The organism is Methylobacterium sp. OAE515, from assembly GCF_041806315.1.
Classification (GTDB): domain Bacteria; phylum Pseudomonadota; class Alphaproteobacteria; order Rhizobiales; family Beijerinckiaceae; genus Methylobacterium; species Methylobacterium tardum.
In genome coordinates, this window is the sequence record NZ_JBGMUV010000001.1 from 2,975,572 (window position 1) to 2,989,839 (window position 14,268).

The following is a 14,268-nucleotide window of genomic DNA, read 5'->3' on the forward strand; positions in this document are numbered from 1 at the left end:
GACGATGAACGCCGCCTCCGCGATCCCCACGGTCGAGCTGAACCGCAACCGCGCCGACGAGGGCGGACCCGTGCGGATCGCCGTGAAGGACCTGAACTTCTACTACGGCAGCTTCCACGGCCTGAAGGACGTCAACCTCGACTTCCATGACCGGCAGGTCACGGCGCTGATCGGCCCCTCCGGCTGCGGCAAGTCCACCCTGCTGCGCTGCTTCAACCGGATCTACAGCCTCTATCCGGAGCAGCGCGCCGAGGGCGAGATCCTGCTCGACGGCGAGAACATCCTCAGCCCCTCGGTCGACCTGAACGAGCTGCGCTCGCGCATCGGCATGGTGTTCCAGAAGCCGACGCCGTTCCCGATGTCGATCTACGACAACGTGGCCTTCGGCCTGCGCCTCTACGAGAAGCTGCCGAAATCCGAGCTCGACGGCCGGATCGAGGAATCTCTGCGCAAGGCCGCCCTCTGGGACGAGGTGAAGGATAAGCTCCGTCAGGCGGGGACCGGCCTGTCGGGCGGCCAGCAGCAGCGCCTGTGCATCGCCCGGACGGTGGCGCAGAAGCCGGAGGTGATCCTGTTCGACGAGCCGACCTCGGCCCTCGACCCGATCTCCACGGGCCGCATCGAGGAGCTGATCGAGCAGCTGCGCGACGAGTTCACCATCGTGATCGTCACCCACAACATGCAGCAGGCGGCGCGCATCTCGCAGTTCACCGCCTTCATGTATCTGGGACAGCTCGTCGAGTTCGGTCCGACCAACCGGATGTTCATGAACCCGACGGAACGCCGCACGCAGGACTACATCACCGGCCGGTTCGGCTAGTCTGCCGGGCCGCTCCGGTCCCGGGACCGCCGCATCGCGTCTCCAGCGCGCCGGCGGATCCCGCAAGCCTCCCGGAGGGCCGTCCCCGGGACCCCATCGAAGGATCCGCCATGCCCGGCCATATCGTCACCTCCTACGACACCGACCTGGAGAACCTGCGTCGCTCGATCTCGGAGATGGGCGGCGTGGCCGAGAAGATGACCGCTGAGGCGACCGACGCCCTCGTGCGCCGGGACGACACGCTCGCCCAGGCGGTGATCCTCGCCGACAAGCGCCTCGACGCGCTGCAGCGGGACATCGAAGAGCGCGCGGTCCTGCTGATCGCCCGGCGCCAGCCCCTGGCCATCGACCTGCGCGAGACCATCTCGGCGATCCGCGTCTCCGGCGATCTCGAGCGGATCGGCGATCTCGCGAAGAACGTCGCCAAGCGGGTGGTGGCGATCTCCGACCAGGCGCCGGCCCAGAAGATCGTGCTCGGCGTCCGCCACATGAGCGACCTCGCCGAGGGTCAGCTCAAGGACGTGCTCGACGCCTATGCGAGCCGCGACGTCCAGGCGGCCCACGATGTCTGGGAGCGCGACGGCGAGATCGACGCCCTTTACAATTCCCTGTTCCGCGAACTCCTGACCTACATGATGGAGGATCCGCGCAACATCTCGTTCTGCACGCATCTGCTGTTCTGCGCCAAGAACGTCGAGCGGATCGGCGACCACACCACCAACATCGCCGAGACGATCCACTACCTCGCCACCGGCGAGACGCTGGCGGGCGACCGGCCGAAAAACGACGCGTCGAACTACGCGACCGTGGACGGGGTGCAGGCTCCGTAGGCGGGCCGGCCTGATTTCACGCGCCGGCCTGCGCGCTCTCCTGTGGGGCGCGGTCGGAGAATCGGAGGGTGCGGGTTGAGGCTGAGCGGCGCCTCCCGCACCCTCCGCCTGCACGTCCGCTCCGATGCGCGTCGGGGTGTCGGCAGGCTGTGTGGCGCCGCCTCGGGAACGGGTCTTCGAACGTGAGCATGCAAGTCCTGATCGTCGAGGACGAGGAGGCGCTGACCACGCTGCTGCGCTACAACCTTGAGGCCGAGGGCTTCCTCGTCGACGCGGCGGCCCGCGGCGACGATGCGGAGCTGCTCCTGGCCGAGCGGATTCCCGATCTCGTCCTGCTCGACTGGATGCTGCCCGGCCTCTCGGGGATCGAGCTCTGCCGCCGGATCCGGGCGCGCCGGGAGACCGAGCGGCTGCCGGTGATCATGCTCACCGCCCGCGGCGAGGAGGGCGACCGGATTCGCGGTCTAGGCACAGGCGCCGACGACTACATCGTCAAGCCGTTCTCCGTGCCGGAGCTGCTGGCCCGGATCCGCGCGCTGCTGCGCCGGGCCAAGCCTGCCCACAGCTCGGACCGGCTGGCCGCCGGCGATCTCGAACTCGACCGCACCGGCCACCGCGTCCGCCGCGGCGGCGAGGAGCTGCATCTCGGCCCGACCGAGTTCCGGCTGCTGGAATTCCTGATGCTGGCCCCGGGCCGGGTCTTCTCCCGCGAGCAGCTCCTCGACGGGGTCTGGGGCCACGACGTCTACATCGACGAGCGCACGGTGGACGTGCATGTCGGGCGCCTGCGCAAGGCGCTGAACGGCCCGCGCCAGGCCGATCCGATCCGCACGGTCCGCGGCTCGGGCTACGCCTTCGACGAGACCTTCTCGCTGGAGGCGTGAGGCGGCCGCACGGGCTGTCCGAAAGGAACTTCGGTCCGGCGCGCCGTCGTCACGCGTTCAGCGACGTGTCCCGGGGCGGCGCGCGGCCGGTTGGCGTGGCGCTGCTGGATTGCTTCACTCCGCTCGCGAAGACTGCGACCGAGCGCATCGATGCCCTAGGGGCTCGGACCCCGGAAAGGCTCAGCGGGCCAGCGCCGCGCTCCGGCCGGACGCGGTCGGGACCGCGTCCAGCGCCGCCAGAACCGTTCCCTCGGTCAGGATCTGCGGCAGCACCTGGGGCTCCCCGGTCCCGGCATAAAGCAGGTAGAGCGGCACGCCGCTGCGCCCGTACTTCTCCAGCAGGCGGGTGATCTCGGGATTCTGGTTGGTCCAGTCGCCCTTCATGTAGGTCACGCCGCGCTCGGCCATCGCCGCCCGCACGGCTTTGGTGTTGAGCGAGGTCGCCTCGTTCACCGCGCAGGCGATGCACCACGCCGCCGTCATATCGATGAAGACCGGGCGGCGGGCGCTTACCAGCGAATCGAGGCGCGCCTGCGTGAACGGCTCGATCCCGTCGGCAGCGGCCTGCGCCGACGGGAGCGTGCGCTGCTGCGGGAGGGTCACGGCGAGGGCCGCGACGGCGACGATCGCCAGGATTGCGGCGGCCTGGGCGATCCGACCGGTGCGGGGCGCGGCGGCGCGTCCGCGCTCCCAGGCCCAGGCGGCGAAGCCGACCAGAACCAGCCCGATCAGCGCCGCCAGCAGCCCGCGCGGATCGACCTGCTGCGCCAGCACCCAGACCAGCCACGCCACCGTTGCGTAGACCGGGAAGGCCAGGATCTGCTTGAGAACCTCCATCCAGGCGCCGGGCCGCGGCAGCGCCCGCAGGGCCGGCGGCCAGAGGGTCAGCGCGAGGAAGGGCAGGGCGAGGCCGAGGCCGAGGCTCGCGAACACCGCGAGCGCCACGCCGGCGCTCTGGGTCAGTGCGAAGCCCACTGCCGAGCCCATGAACGGCGCCGTGCAGGGCGTGGCCACGAGCGTCGCGAGCACGCCCGTAAAGAATGAGCCGCTCAGGCCCGCGCGCCGGGCGAGGCCGTCGCCAAGGCCGGCAAGCCGGCCGCCGACATGGACGACGCCCGACAGGCTGAGGCCCATCGCGAACAACAGATAGGCCAGCCCCGCCACCACGATCGGCGATTGCAGCTGAAAGCCCCAGCCGATGGCCGCCCCGCCGCCCTTCAGGGCGATCAGGAGATTCGCGAGTCCCAGGAAGCTCGCCAGCACGCCGGCGGTGTAGGCCACGCCGTGGAGACGCAGCCGGCCCGGGCTCTCGCCGGCATGCCGGATCAGGCCGAGAACCTTGATCGACAGGACCGGGAAGACGCAGGGCATCAGGTTGAGGATCAGGCCGCCGAGGAACGCGAAGGCCGCCGCGGTCGCGAGCGTCAGCGCGTCGAAATCGGGCGCGATCGCCCGTGCCGCGGGTGCTTCCAGCGTCGTGGCCGGAGCCGCCGTCGGCAAGACCGGCTCGTCGCCATACGCGAAGGCGAGCCGGCGGGGACCAGCATCGGTGACCTCCTCGAGGGTGAGGACGCCCGGCAGCGCGGCGGGCGCCGGCTCGGTCGGGCTGCTGCGGGCGAGGGTGAGGTGCAGGCCGGTCTCATCGACCGACATCACCTGCGCGGCGGCGTTGTCGATCGCCGTCTCGGAATAGGGGAAGAATGCGGCGTTCCGGACAGCATCCGGCTTGAGGCCGGTTGCTGCGAAATCGAGTCGCAGCGTGTCGCCCTGACTTGCGAGATGCAGCGGCCAGAGCGGCGGGACGGGCAGGGCGGCCCGGGCGCGGGCGAACAGCGCGGCCTTGTCCGGATCGGGCCGGGGCTCGGCCACCGGCAGCGTCAGCGCAAGGTCGGCGGAGCCCGGCACGCACTCGGTCTCGCAGACGAGATAGGTGAGCTTCGCCCGGATCTGCACCGGGTCGGCCGGGTCGAGGCTCGGCGGCGGGGTCACCGGCACGAGGAGCGTGACCTCGCCCTCGTAGCCGTAGTTCATCAGCGTGGCGATCGGGATGCGCTCCGGCGCCGGCCACCGGATCGCCCCGGCGTTGAACCCCGCCGGCAGGGTCCAGGTCACCTCCGGCGGCAGGCCGGAATCGCCCGGATTGCGCCAGTAGACGTGCCAGCCGGGCTTCACCTCCATGCGCACGGCGAGGGTGAACGGCTGCGCACCCGCCACCGCGACAGGCTCGGCCACCAGGCTCGACCGCACGAGGTCGGGCGGCGTGCGGAAGCTCGATTGCAGACCCTGCGCCGCCGCGGCGGAGAGGCTTGCAGTCAGAGCCAGGATCAGGAAGGCAAGGCGACGGATCATGCTGTCCCTTCGCGCGCAGGGCCGGCGCGGTTTCACGCGCGGCGATGTCCGGCCCGGCGCGGGCTATTCCGTGTCCGAACCGCTTAGCACGGACGGCGCTTGTGGCGGCAGGCCGCGACGTCAGGCCGGGAGCGGCGCAGTGGCGCGCTCCAGCCAGGCGCGCGCCTCGGCGTCGAGGCAGGGCGCCAGGGTCTCGCGGACCCGCGCATGATAGGCGTCGATCCAGGCGCGCTCTCCCGGGTCGAGGAGAGCCGGCTCGATCAGCCGCCGGTCGTAGGGGGCAAGCGTCAGGGTCTCGAAGCCGAGCATCGGCCGCTCGCCTCCGGACATCGGACGGGGCTCCACCAGCACGAGGTTCTCGATCCGGATGCCATAGGCGCCGCTCGCGTAGTAGCCGGGCTCGTTCGACAGGATCATGCCGGCCTCCAGCGGCACCGTGCCGGTCTTGGCGATGCGCTGCGGACCCTCATGCACCGACAGGAAGGCGCCGACCCCGTGGCCGGTGCCGTGATCGAAATCGAGCCCCGCCTGCCAGAGCGGCGCCCGGGCGAAGGCGTCGATCTGCGCGCCGGTCGTGCCCGTCGGGAAGACCGCGCGCGCGATGGCGACATGGCCCTTGAGCACCCGGGTGAAGCGGTCGCGCATCTCGGCGCTCGGCTCGCCCACCGCGACCGTACGGGTGATGTCGGTGGTACCGTCCGGGTATTGCGCGCCGGAATCGATCAGGAACAGCTCGCCGGGCCGGACCGTCCGATCGCTGGCGCGGGTGACCCGATAATGGACGATCGCCCCGTTCGGGCCGGAGCCCGAGATCGTCGGGAACGAGACATCGCGCAGGTCGCCGCCGGCGGCGCGGAAATCCTCCAGCGCCTCGACCGCGGCGATCTCGGTCACGCCGCCGGACGCGGCCGCCCCGTCGAGCCAGGCCAGGAAGCGCACGACGCTTGCCCCGTCGCGGATATGGGCGGCGCGCGCGCCCGCCACCTCGGCGGCGTTCTTGACCGCCTTCATGGCGGTGATCGGGTCCTTGCCGACATCGGCGGTGCCGCCGGCCGCCTCGATCTTCTCCTTGAGAGCGACCGCCCCGGTCGCGGCGTCCAGCCGGACGCGGACACCGGCCAGGGAGGCCAGCCCATCGTCGAGGTCCGATCGGGACAGAATCCCGGCGATCGGGGCCAGCGCAGCGCGCAGGGCCGGATCGACGTTCGGCGAGACCAGAAACAGCCGCGCCGCGCCCGCGCGCGGCAGGATCGCGTAGCCGATCGCGAGCGGCGTATGCCCGACATCGGAGCCGCGCAGGTTGAACGCCCAGGCGAGATTGTGCGGGTCGGAGATCACGAGGGCATCGCAGCCGCCCTCCGCGAGGGCCGCGCGCACCCGGGCGAGCTTGTCGGCGGCCGTCTCGCCCGCGAGCGCGTCCGGCTGGACGACCACCGGCCCGGCGGCCGGCTTCGGCCGTCCGGCCCAGACCACGTCGACGAGGTTCGGCACGGCCCGCACCGTACCGCCCGCTTTCGTGACCGCGCGCTCCAGCCGCGCGAGCCCATCCGGCGTATGCAGCCAGGGATCGTAGCCGAGCACCTGATCGCGCTTGAGGTTGGCGCCGATCCAGCCTTCGGCCGTCGTTTCGGCGAGAGGCACGACCGTCACCAGGCCGGTTTCGACCTGCTCGGGCGCCTGCAAAGTGTAGCGGCCGTCCACCACCAGCGCGGCGGATTCCATCAGGATCACGGCGGTGCCGGCCGAGCCGGTGAAGCCGGTCAGCCACGCGAGACGCTCGGCATCGGCGGGGACATATTCCGACTGGTGCTCGTCGCCCCGCGGCACGACGAAGCCGTCGAGCCCGGTCTCCCGCAGGCCGGCGCGCAGGGCCTCGATGCGCTCGGGCCCCTTGCGATGGCTCGGATCATCGAAGGTCTGGAAGCGCCGGCGCGGTGCGGTCGGGTCGAATTCGGTCATGGAGCGAGCCTAGCGCCCGCCGGACCCGGCTCGCAACTGCGCGGCAATCGAAGCGGCACATCCTAATTTTGGGATTAAAAATCGCGAGCAATCTTATCACGCAGCCGAATTTGGCTTATTCCTGAGGCATGCCCCGCCGTGTTTATTATCGGATCAGCGACAGAGCGGACGGCCGCTTCGACGCCATCGTGACGATCGAGCCGGACACAGTGGTCCGCCGCGACGGCTTCGAATCCCTCGCCGAACTGGAGGAGTGGATCGAAGGCCTGCGCGTCCTGATGGCGGCGCTCGGCGCGCCTGTGGCGCAAGCGGATGGGATCGAGCCGGCACCTCAGCCGGATACGCAACCGCAGGGGCCGACATCCGCTGGACGATTGCGCACGGCGCGGCAGTAGGATCTGCGGCGCGGTTCCGATCAGCCGTTTCTGACCGGCAGATCGGGCGCGCGATCGACCGGCGCGCCGTCATAGCCCTCAAGCCAGGCCGTGCGCGCCGCCGAATGCGCCGGATAGGGGCAGGCGTCCTTCGGTCGGCCCTGGGCCCGCGCGCGGGCGCCTTCCGTGATCGGATCCGCCGGCGGGTGGTGGAGCGACGTCTGGCTCATGCCAGGAAAACGCGGCCACCGGTCTCCGGTTCAGCGCCGCGGCCGTCGGGCCGCACCGCCCCGCATCAGGACGAGGGCGACCCAGCCCTCGATCAGGCCGCGACGCACCAGCGAGAAGCCCTGGGCCCGGTAGGCCGAGAGCACGCCGGACACGTCGCGCTCGATCAGGCCCGAAAGGACCAGGACGCCTTCCGGGGCGACCACCCCCGCCAGGGTCGGGGCAAGCAGCCGCAGGGGACGCGCCAGGATGTTGGCGAAGACCAGGTCGAAGTGCCGCGGCCGGGCCGCAAGCTGATGGCGCACCCCCGGCCCCTGGTACAGCTTGAGATAGGGGCCGAGGCCGTTGGCTCGGGCGTTCTCGCGCGCGGTGCGCACCGCCTCGGCATCGAGATCGCCCGCCACCACGGGCTGCCGCAAGGCCTTGGCGGCGGCGAAGGCGAGGATGCCGGTGCCGGTGCCGACGTCCAGGACATGGGCCGGACGGCGCCGCTTCAGCTCGGAGACCAAAGCCCGGAGGCAGCCCAGCGTCGTCCCGTGATGGCCCGTGCCGAAGGCCAGGGCCGCCTCGATCTCGATGGGCAGGTCGTTCGCCCGCACCGTGTCGCGATCGTGCGAGCCGTGGACGACGAAGCGCCCGGCGCGGACGGGCTTCAGCCCTTCCAGCGAGGCGCGGACCCAATCCTGCTGCGCGATCGTGCGGAATTCGGCCGCGTCGGCGGCATCGCCGATCACTGGCCGGATCAGGGCGCGGACGTAATCCTCGTCGGGTTCGTCGGCGAAGTAGGCTTCGAGCCGCCACGTGCGTCCGTCCTCATCCTCGAAGGCCGCCACCGCGGTCTCGGTCGGGTCGAACATCTCGCCCAGCAGATCGGTCATGGCCCGGGCCGAACGTTCGTCGGTCAGCAGGCGCAGGACGTGGGACGGGCGGTGGGGCGGCAAGCCTTCGAGCATGGTTCTGGGCTGTAACGCCGGGACGCGCCACATCCCAGAGGCGGAGGCGAAAAAATCCGACGGCGGCCCGAAACGCCGCTCGCCGCGGAACCCACGACCTCTTGTGGCCAGCCAGACACAGCCGGCAATACTTGTGAGTTCGCGTACCTAAATCAGTGTCCGGAGCCGGTCGGTGTGCTTAAACAGTTTCGGCTCTCCCAAGGCCGGACCCTCAACTCAGGCGCGCCGATTTTAGCGACACGGCGCGCCAGTTTTGCCAGATGACACGACGCCCATGAACTCGCCTTTCCTCATCAGCGTCGCCGTCGCGCTGGTCACCACCGGTGTGGCGACACTCTGGGCGTTGCTTGTGGCGGCCGACATGACCAGCTTGGCGGAGGCCGAGCCGACCGAGCGGCGCGACATCCGCACTTGGTGACGACGGGCATCGGGAGCCCAGACGTGTCGTCGCGATTCGGAACGGCGAACGCCCAGGAATGCGGCACTGTGTTCACGCGTTAACCATAGGATCTTCGAAGGCGTGCGGAACCCGCTGCCTGGACCGACGTTTTTGCCGGCTTTTTCCGTGAATCACGATTGAGCAGGGTGCGTACAGCGTGACCAAGTCCAGGCGTTCCGGCCCCCGCGGGCCCGTGGTCGTCAACGATACGTCCGCGCCTTCCAGGCCGCGCGAGCGGATCTTCGGCGGGCCAGCGCCGGACGGGCCGCTGCCGGGTCACCTCCTCGTTCTTCTCAGCCGTCTGCATCGCGCCGAAGCGGCCCCGAAGGACCGTCCCGAGCCCCAGCACGGCTGAGCCCGCCGCGGGCCTGTGCGGCCGCCCTTGGCCGCACGGTCTGGCCTCACTATGATCACCGTCGTACCCGGCCGGATATAACGGGTTGCGACAGGGATACGCACCGCATGCGCCTGACCCGACGGATCGTGGCCGCCCTCGTCCTCGGCACGCTGGCGCTCGGTCCCACAGCCCCGCCGGCGCGTGCGGGCGAGCCGGTCGTGGTGTTCGCCGCTGCGAGCCTGAAGAACGCGCTGGACGCGGCGTCGGCCGCCTGGACGAAGGAGACCGGCAAGACCGCCCGGATCTCCTATGCGGGCTCGAATGCCCTGGCCAGGCAGATTGAGGCGGGCGCTCCGGCGGACCTGTTCATCTCGGCGGACCGGGCCTGGATGGATTACGTCGAGAAGTCGGGGCTGCTGAAGCCGAACTCCCGCTTCGATCTCCTGCGCAACGCGCTGGTGCTGATCGCGCCCGGCCGCCGGAACCCGGGTTCGGACCCGCGGATCGCCCTGGCGCCGGATCTCGGGACCACGCTGACGCACATGCTCGGCGGCGGGAAGCTCGCCATGGCGACCATCGATGCCGTCCCGGCCGGCAAGTACGGCAAGGCCGCCCTTGAGAAGCTCGGCGCCTGGGATGCGGTGAAGGGGCAGGTCGCGCAGGCTGAGAACGTGCGCGCCGCCCTGCTGCTCGTCGCCCGCGGCGAGGCTCCGCTCGGCATCGTCTACGCCACGGATGCGGCCGCCGATCCGAGCGTCCACGTGGAGGCGACCTTCCCCTCCGACTGCCATCCGCCGATTGTCTATCCCGCCGCCCTTCTCAAGGACGCGCACAACCCGGACGCCGCCGCCCTGCTGACCTACCTGCGCGGCCCGGGGGCTCGGGGCGCCTTCGAACGGCAGGGCTTCACGGTCATCGGGGCGCAGAGCGCCGGCCGTTAGCGTCGCCGCGCCGCCGTGCTCGGCTTCACCCCGGAGGAATGGACCGCCGTCGCCCTGAGCCTGCGGGTTGCGGCGGTGGCGACGCTCGCGAGCCTGGGTCCGGGCCTCGCCGTGGCGTGGCTGCTCGCCCGGCGCCGGTTTCCCGGACGGGCGCTCCTCGACGGGCTGGTCCACCTGCCGCTGATCCTGCCTCCCGTAGTCACCGGCTACCTGCTGCTGCTGACCTTCGGCCGACGTGGCCTGTTCGGCAGCGCGCTCGCCGAGATCGGCCTCGTCTTCTCGTTTCGCTGGACCGGGGCGGCGCTGGCCTGCGCGATCATGGGATTTCCCCTCATGGTGCGGGCCATGCGGCTGTCGATCGAGGCAGTGGACCGGCGGCTGGAGCAGGCGGCGGCAACCCTGGGCGCGAGCCCGCTCGCGGTGTTCCTGACCGTGACCGTGCCGCTGAGCCTGCCCGGCTGCATCGCGGGGGCCGTGCTGGCCTTCGCCAAGGCGATGGGCGAATTCGGCGCGACCATCACCTTCGTGTCCAACATCCCGGGCGAGACCCAGACGCTGCCGTCGGCCATCTACACGCTGACGCAGGTTCCCGGCGGTGAGGGGCCGGCCCTGCGCCTCACCCTGATCTCGATCGCCCTGTCGGTGACGGCGCTGCTCGTGTCCGAGTTCCTGGCGGCCCGGGTAGCTCGGCGAGTGGGAGCGGGCTGAGATGACGGCATCGATCCGCTCCCCGTCGAAGGCGCGATCGCGCACCATTCAGCGTACGTCTGGAAGGCAGGAAGTCCGCAATGCCGTCCTTCAGGCGATCGTTGGCCCGGCAGGCGCAGACCTCCGTCATTCCGGGGCCGCGGCGCGGAGCCCGGGATCCAGATCCGCCGACGCGCCAAGGCTGAGCACCGGCCGCGCACCAGGATTCCGGTCTCACCGGCGGCGTCCCGGATTGACGATCGGACACGCGGTGATCGCGCTAGCCGCCACGGCTTCAGGCATATGCGTAGGGACCGCCCGCCTGCAGCGCGCGCTGATAGGCCGGGCGGGCGTGGATGCGCGCGAGCCATGCCTCGACCTGCGGCCCGGCCCCCGTGCCGCGCGCCGCGAAGGCCTCCAGCGGGAAGCTCATCATGATGTCGGCGGCGGTGAATTCCGTGCCGCAGAAATAGGGACGGCCGGTGAGCTCCGTCTCCCAGTAGGCCGCATGCCGGCGCAGATCCGGATCGACGAAACTCTTGAGCACGCGCCCGGCGATCCGGCTCACAAGGGGACGCAGCAGCCACGGACTGCTGGGGGCCAAGCGGGAGAAGATCAGCTTGAGCAGAAGCGGCGGCATCGCCGACCCTTCGGCGTAATGCAGCCAGTAGACGTAGCGCGCATGCGCCTCCGTCCCCGGGACGGGTACCAGCGCGCCGCCGGCCTTGCCGGTGAGATACGTCACGATCGCCCCTGTCTCGGCGACCACCGTCCCGTCCTCCGTGATCACCGGCGACTTGCCCAGCGGGTGGACGGCGACGAGCTCCGGCGGGGCGCGCAGGGTCCGCGGGTCGCGGGCGTAGCGACGCACCCGGTAGGGCAGGCCGAGTTCCTCCAGGAGCCAGAGCACGCGCTGCGAGCGGCTGTTCTCGAGATGGTGGACCGTGATCATGGCGCGCGCGTCCGAACCGGCGCCGGAGCGCGCCGCGCCCCCTGTTACGCGAGTCGCACCGCGTGAGCATCCAAGTCGACGTCCAGCTTCGGCGCGGGGCCTTCGCCCTCGAAACCACCTTCGCGGCCGGGCCGGGTCTCACCGCCCTGTTCGGGCGCTCGGGTTCGGGAAAGACGACGCTGATCGACCTGATCGCCGGGCTCGCCCGGCCAGACCGGGGCCGGATCGCGGTCGACGGCGCCGCGCTGGTCGATACCGCCGCCGGATTGTTCCTGCCGCCGCATCGGCGCCGCGTGGGCGTCGTGTTCCAGGATGCGCGGCTGTTCCCGCATCTGAGCGTGCGGACCAATCTCGGCTACGGTCGCGTCTTCGCGCGGCACCGGCCTGATCCGGCGGCCTTCGCGTCGGTGACCGAGATGCTCGGTATCGGCCATCTGCTCGACCGACGGCCGGCGGGGCTCTCGGGGGGCGAGCGGCAGCGGGTCGCGATCGGCCGGGCGCTGCTTGCCCGGCCCCGCCTCCTGCTGATGGACGAGCCGCTGGCGGCGCTGGACGAGGCCCGCAAGGCCGAGATCCTGCCCTATATCGAGCGCCTGCGCGACGAGGCTGGGGTGCCGATCGTCTATGTCAGCCACGCCGTCTCGGAGGTGGCGCGGCTCGCCACCACGGTGGTCGTGCTGGAGGCGGGGCGCGTGGCCGCCACCGGCCCCGCGGAGGCGATCCTGCGCCGCGCCGACCTCGTGCCGATCCACGAGGCCGAGGCCGGCGCCCTGCTCGACATGGTCGTGGCGGACCGGGATCCGGAGACCGGCCTGACGCGCCTGACCGGAGCCGCGGGCCAGCTGCTGGTGCCGGGACCGGCGCGCGCGCCGGGGGCGCGCCTGCGGGTGCGCATCCCCGCCCGGGACGTGCTGGTCGCCACCGAGCGTCCCCGGGGCCTCAGCGCGCGCAACATCCTCACGGGCCGTGTCAGCGCGCTGACGCCGTCCGGCACGGAGATCCTGGTGGAGATCGACTGCAACGGGGTGCCGCTCGCCGCGCGCCTCACCGCGGCGGCCGTCCGTGAACTCGGCCTCGTGCCGGACAGCCCCGTCTACGCGATCATCAAGAGCGCGGCCTTCGATCCCGTGGGGATCGGCACGCTGAAGCCCCCCGTCGCGATCTGAACACAAGCCGCGCCGACCGCTCCCGGTCTAGCCGAGCTGCGTCAGCAGCGTGAAAGCACCGAAGAGCAGGACCGCACCGACCGAGGCCGCCAGCAGGATGAGAGCGGCGCGCGACTCCCGTATTTCCGGCGACATGGCTCCCCTCCGGTCCCGGCGCGCGTTGGTCTGCGGCACGACAGGGCGAGAGTCGCACCGTTCCGCCGGCCTGTCGACACGCACGGCACCACACCACCCGACAGGGCGAACAATTTGACGCGCGCAGTCGAATCGGAGCATGTTTGTACCGATCGGTACAAACATGCGCAGGGATGAGCACGATGTCGGACCGCCCCCCATTTCCGCCCTATACCGCCGAGACCGCGGCCCAGAAGGCCCGTATGGCCGAGGACGCCTGGAACGGGCGCGACCCGGAGCGCGTGTCGCTCGCCTACACGCCGGACAGCGTCTGGCGGAACCGCAGCGAGTTCCTCACAGGCCGCGAGGCCATCGTGGCGTTCCTCCAGCGCAAGTGGGCGAAGGAACTCGATTATCGGCTGATCAAGGAGCTCTGGACCTTCGGGGGCGACCGCATCGCCGTGCGCTTCGCCTATGAGTGGCACGACGCGGAGGGACACTGGTTCCGGTCCTACGGCAATGAGAACTGGGAGTTCGACGCGCACGGCCTGATGCGCCGGCGTATCGCCAGCATCAACGACCTGTCGATCAAAGAGTCCGAACGGAAGTTCCACTGGCCGCTGGGCCGCCGCCCCGACGACCATCCGGGCCTCAGCGATCTCGGCCTCTGACGGCTGTGACCGGCCGGGCCGGGCTGCTCCCCGTGCTGGCGGAGGTGTTTCGCGAGCACGGCTATGAGGGCGCCAGCCTGGCGCTGATCAGCCAGGCAACCGGGCTGGGCAAGGGGAGCCTGTACAACCTCTTCCCCGGCGGGAAAGCCGAGATGGCGGCCTGCGTGCTGGCCGAGATCGACGCGTGGTTCGAGGCCAACCTGTACGCGCCGCTTCGCGAGGCAGACCCGCCGGCCGAGGCGGTGTCGGCCATGTTCGACGCCGTCGAGGCATATTTCCGCTCCGGCCGGCGGGTCTGCCTCGTGGGTGTCGTGGCGCTCGGCTCGGAGCGCGAGCGCTTCGCCGAGGCGGTGCAAAGCTACTTCGCGCGCTGGGTGGCGGCGCTGGCCGATGCCCTGAAGCGATCGGGCCGGGACGACGCGGCGAGCGTCGCTCTGGCGGAGGAGGTCGTGGCCCAGATCCAGGGCGCGATCGTCCTGACGCGGGCCCTCGGCGAGCCCGCGCTCTTCACCCGAGCGATGACCGCCCTGAGGGCCAGGGTCGCCGCGATCTGAGCGCCGCGGC

At 71.1% G+C, this 14,268-nt stretch carries 15 protein-coding genes; 10 read left to right on the forward strand and 5 right to left on the reverse strand.

Going from position 1 to position 14,268, the window contains the following annotated elements; genetic code table 11:
* The first annotated feature begins 4 nt into the window (after nt 1–4).
* The 3 genes from pstB (at nt 5) to phoB (ending at nt 2,534) form a co-directional block, all read left to right on the forward strand.
* Nucleotides 5–820, forward strand: coding sequence for a phosphate ABC transporter ATP-binding protein PstB (pstB, locus tag ABIE45_RS14595; RefSeq protein WP_192708538.1), 816 nt, complete (start codon nt 5–7; stop codon nt 818–820).
* Between the two features lie 110 nt (nt 821–930).
* Complete coding sequence (gene phoU / locus ABIE45_RS14600) at nt 931–1,650, forward strand: phosphate signaling complex protein PhoU (RefSeq protein WP_192708539.1); 720 nt, start codon at nt 931–933, stop codon at nt 1,648–1,650.
* Between the two features lie 188 nt (nt 1,651–1,838).
* Nucleotides 1,839–2,534 carry a phosphate regulon transcriptional regulator PhoB gene (gene phoB / locus ABIE45_RS14605; protein ID WP_192708787.1) on the forward strand — a complete coding sequence of 232 codons (696 nt, stop codon included), beginning with the start codon at nt 1,839–1,841 and terminating at the stop codon, nt 2,532–2,534.
* Nucleotides 2,535–2,714: 180 nt separating this feature from the next.
* Here phoB and ABIE45_RS14610 read toward each other — a convergent pair whose 3' ends face one another.
* A complete protein-coding gene (locus ABIE45_RS14610) occupies nt 2,715–4,883 on the reverse strand; it encodes a protein-disulfide reductase DsbD domain-containing protein (RefSeq protein ID WP_192708540.1) in 2,169 nt (722 codons plus the stop codon).
* Between the two features lie 120 nt (nt 4,884–5,003).
* A complete protein-coding gene (locus ABIE45_RS14615; protein WP_192708541.1) occupies nt 5,004–6,842 on the reverse strand; it encodes an aminopeptidase P family protein in 1,839 nt (612 codons plus the stop codon).
* 188 nt (nt 6,843–7,030) lie between these two features.
* Here ABIE45_RS14615 and ABIE45_RS14620 point away from each other — a divergent pair, with 188 nt between their 5' ends.
* Nucleotides 7,031–7,237 (forward strand): hypothetical protein, encoded by a 207-nt coding sequence (locus ABIE45_RS14620; RefSeq protein ID WP_373622352.1) that lies wholly within the window; start codon nt 7,031–7,033, stop codon nt 7,235–7,237.
* A gap of 20 nt (nt 7,238–7,257) precedes the next feature.
* Here ABIE45_RS14620 and rmf read toward each other — a convergent pair whose 3' ends face one another.
* Together rmf and ABIE45_RS14630 are read right to left on the reverse strand one after the other, a co-directional pair.
* On the reverse strand, nt 7,258–7,446 hold the full coding sequence (gene rmf / locus ABIE45_RS14625) for a ribosome modulation factor (RefSeq protein WP_192708542.1): 189 nt from the start codon (nt 7,444–7,446) through the stop codon (nt 7,258–7,260).
* 30 nt (nt 7,447–7,476) lie between these two features.
* A complete protein-coding gene (locus tag ABIE45_RS14630; protein WP_192708543.1) occupies nt 7,477–8,397 on the reverse strand; it encodes a 50S ribosomal protein L11 methyltransferase in 921 nt (306 codons plus the stop codon).
* Nucleotides 8,398–8,671: 274 nt separating this feature from the next.
* Here ABIE45_RS14630 and ABIE45_RS14635 point away from each other — a divergent pair, with 274 nt between their 5' ends.
* The 3 genes from ABIE45_RS14635 to modB all read left to right on the forward strand — a co-directional run bounded on the left by ABIE45_RS14635 (nt 8,672) and on the right by modB (nt 10,822).
* On the forward strand, nt 8,672–8,815 hold the full coding sequence (locus ABIE45_RS14635; protein ID WP_192708544.1) for a hypothetical protein: 144 nt from the start codon (nt 8,672–8,674) through the stop codon (nt 8,813–8,815).
* A 483-nt stretch (nt 8,816–9,298) separates the two neighbouring features.
* Nucleotides 9,299–10,114, forward strand: a complete 816-nt coding sequence (modA, locus tag ABIE45_RS14640; RefSeq protein ID WP_192708545.1) for a molybdate ABC transporter substrate-binding protein — start codon at nt 9,299–9,301, stop codon at nt 10,112–10,114.
* A 15-nt stretch (nt 10,115–10,129) separates the two neighbouring features.
* Nucleotides 10,130–10,822, forward strand: coding sequence for a molybdate ABC transporter permease subunit (gene modB / locus ABIE45_RS14645; RefSeq protein WP_192708546.1), 693 nt, complete (start codon nt 10,130–10,132; stop codon nt 10,820–10,822).
* A gap of 274 nt (nt 10,823–11,096) precedes the next feature.
* Here modB and ABIE45_RS14650 read toward each other — a convergent pair whose 3' ends face one another.
* Nucleotides 11,097–11,753, reverse strand: a complete 657-nt coding sequence (locus ABIE45_RS14650; protein ID WP_192708547.1) for a glutathione S-transferase — start codon at nt 11,751–11,753, stop codon at nt 11,097–11,099.
* Nucleotides 11,754–11,815: 62 nt separating this feature from the next.
* On the opposite strand from ABIE45_RS14650, the gene modC reads away from it, so the two are divergent.
* From modC to ABIE45_RS14665, 3 genes are all read left to right on the forward strand, one after another.
* Entirely contained in the window at nt 11,816–12,919 is a 1,104-nt protein-coding gene (gene modC / locus ABIE45_RS14655) for a molybdenum ABC transporter ATP-binding protein (RefSeq protein WP_192708548.1), read from the forward strand.
* A gap of 317 nt (nt 12,920–13,236) precedes the next feature.
* Nucleotides 13,237–13,704 carry a DUF1348 family protein gene (locus ABIE45_RS14660; protein WP_209578372.1) on the forward strand — a complete coding sequence of 156 codons (468 nt, stop codon included), beginning with the start codon at nt 13,237–13,239 and terminating at the stop codon, nt 13,702–13,704.
* Between the two features lie 5 nt (nt 13,705–13,709).
* Complete coding sequence (locus ABIE45_RS14665) at nt 13,710–14,258, forward strand: TetR/AcrR family transcriptional regulator (protein ID WP_192708550.1); 549 nt, start codon at nt 13,710–13,712, stop codon at nt 14,256–14,258.
* The last annotated feature ends 10 nt before the right edge of the window (nt 14,259–14,268 follow it).

Coding starts and splice junctions, on each gene's coding strand:
- ABIE45_RS14615 (WP_192708541.1), bottom strand. CDS start 6,842: ATGACCGAATTCGACCCGACCGCACCGCGCCGGCGCTTCCAGACCTTC.
- ABIE45_RS14650 (WP_192708547.1), bottom strand. CDS start 11,753: ATGATCACGGTCCACCATCTCGAGAACAGCCGCTCGCAGCGCGTGCTC.
- ABIE45_RS14630 (WP_192708543.1), bottom strand. CDS start 8,397: ATGCTCGAAGGCTTGCCGCCCCACCGCCCGTCCCACGTCCTGCGCCTG.
- ABIE45_RS14610 (WP_192708540.1), bottom strand. CDS start 4,883: ATGATCCGTCGCCTTGCCTTCCTGATCCTGGCTCTGACTGCAAGCCTC.
- phoU (WP_192708539.1), top strand. CDS start 931: ATGCCCGGCCATATCGTCACCTCCTACGACACCGACCTGGAGAACCTG.
- ABIE45_RS14635 (WP_192708544.1), top strand. CDS start 8,672: ATGAACTCGCCTTTCCTCATCAGCGTCGCCGTCGCGCTGGTCACCACC.
- phoB (WP_192708787.1), top strand. CDS start 1,839: ATGCAAGTCCTGATCGTCGAGGACGAGGAGGCGCTGACCACGCTGCTG.
- ABIE45_RS14660 (WP_209578372.1), top strand. CDS start 13,237: ATGTCGGACCGCCCCCCATTTCCGCCCTATACCGCCGAGACCGCGGCC.
- rmf (WP_192708542.1), bottom strand. CDS start 7,446: ATGAGCCAGACGTCGCTCCACCACCCGCCGGCGGATCCGATCACGGAA.
- pstB (WP_192708538.1), top strand. CDS start 5: ATGAACGCCGCCTCCGCGATCCCCACGGTCGAGCTGAACCGCAACCGC.
- modA (WP_192708545.1), top strand. CDS start 9,299: ATGCGCCTGACCCGACGGATCGTGGCCGCCCTCGTCCTCGGCACGCTG.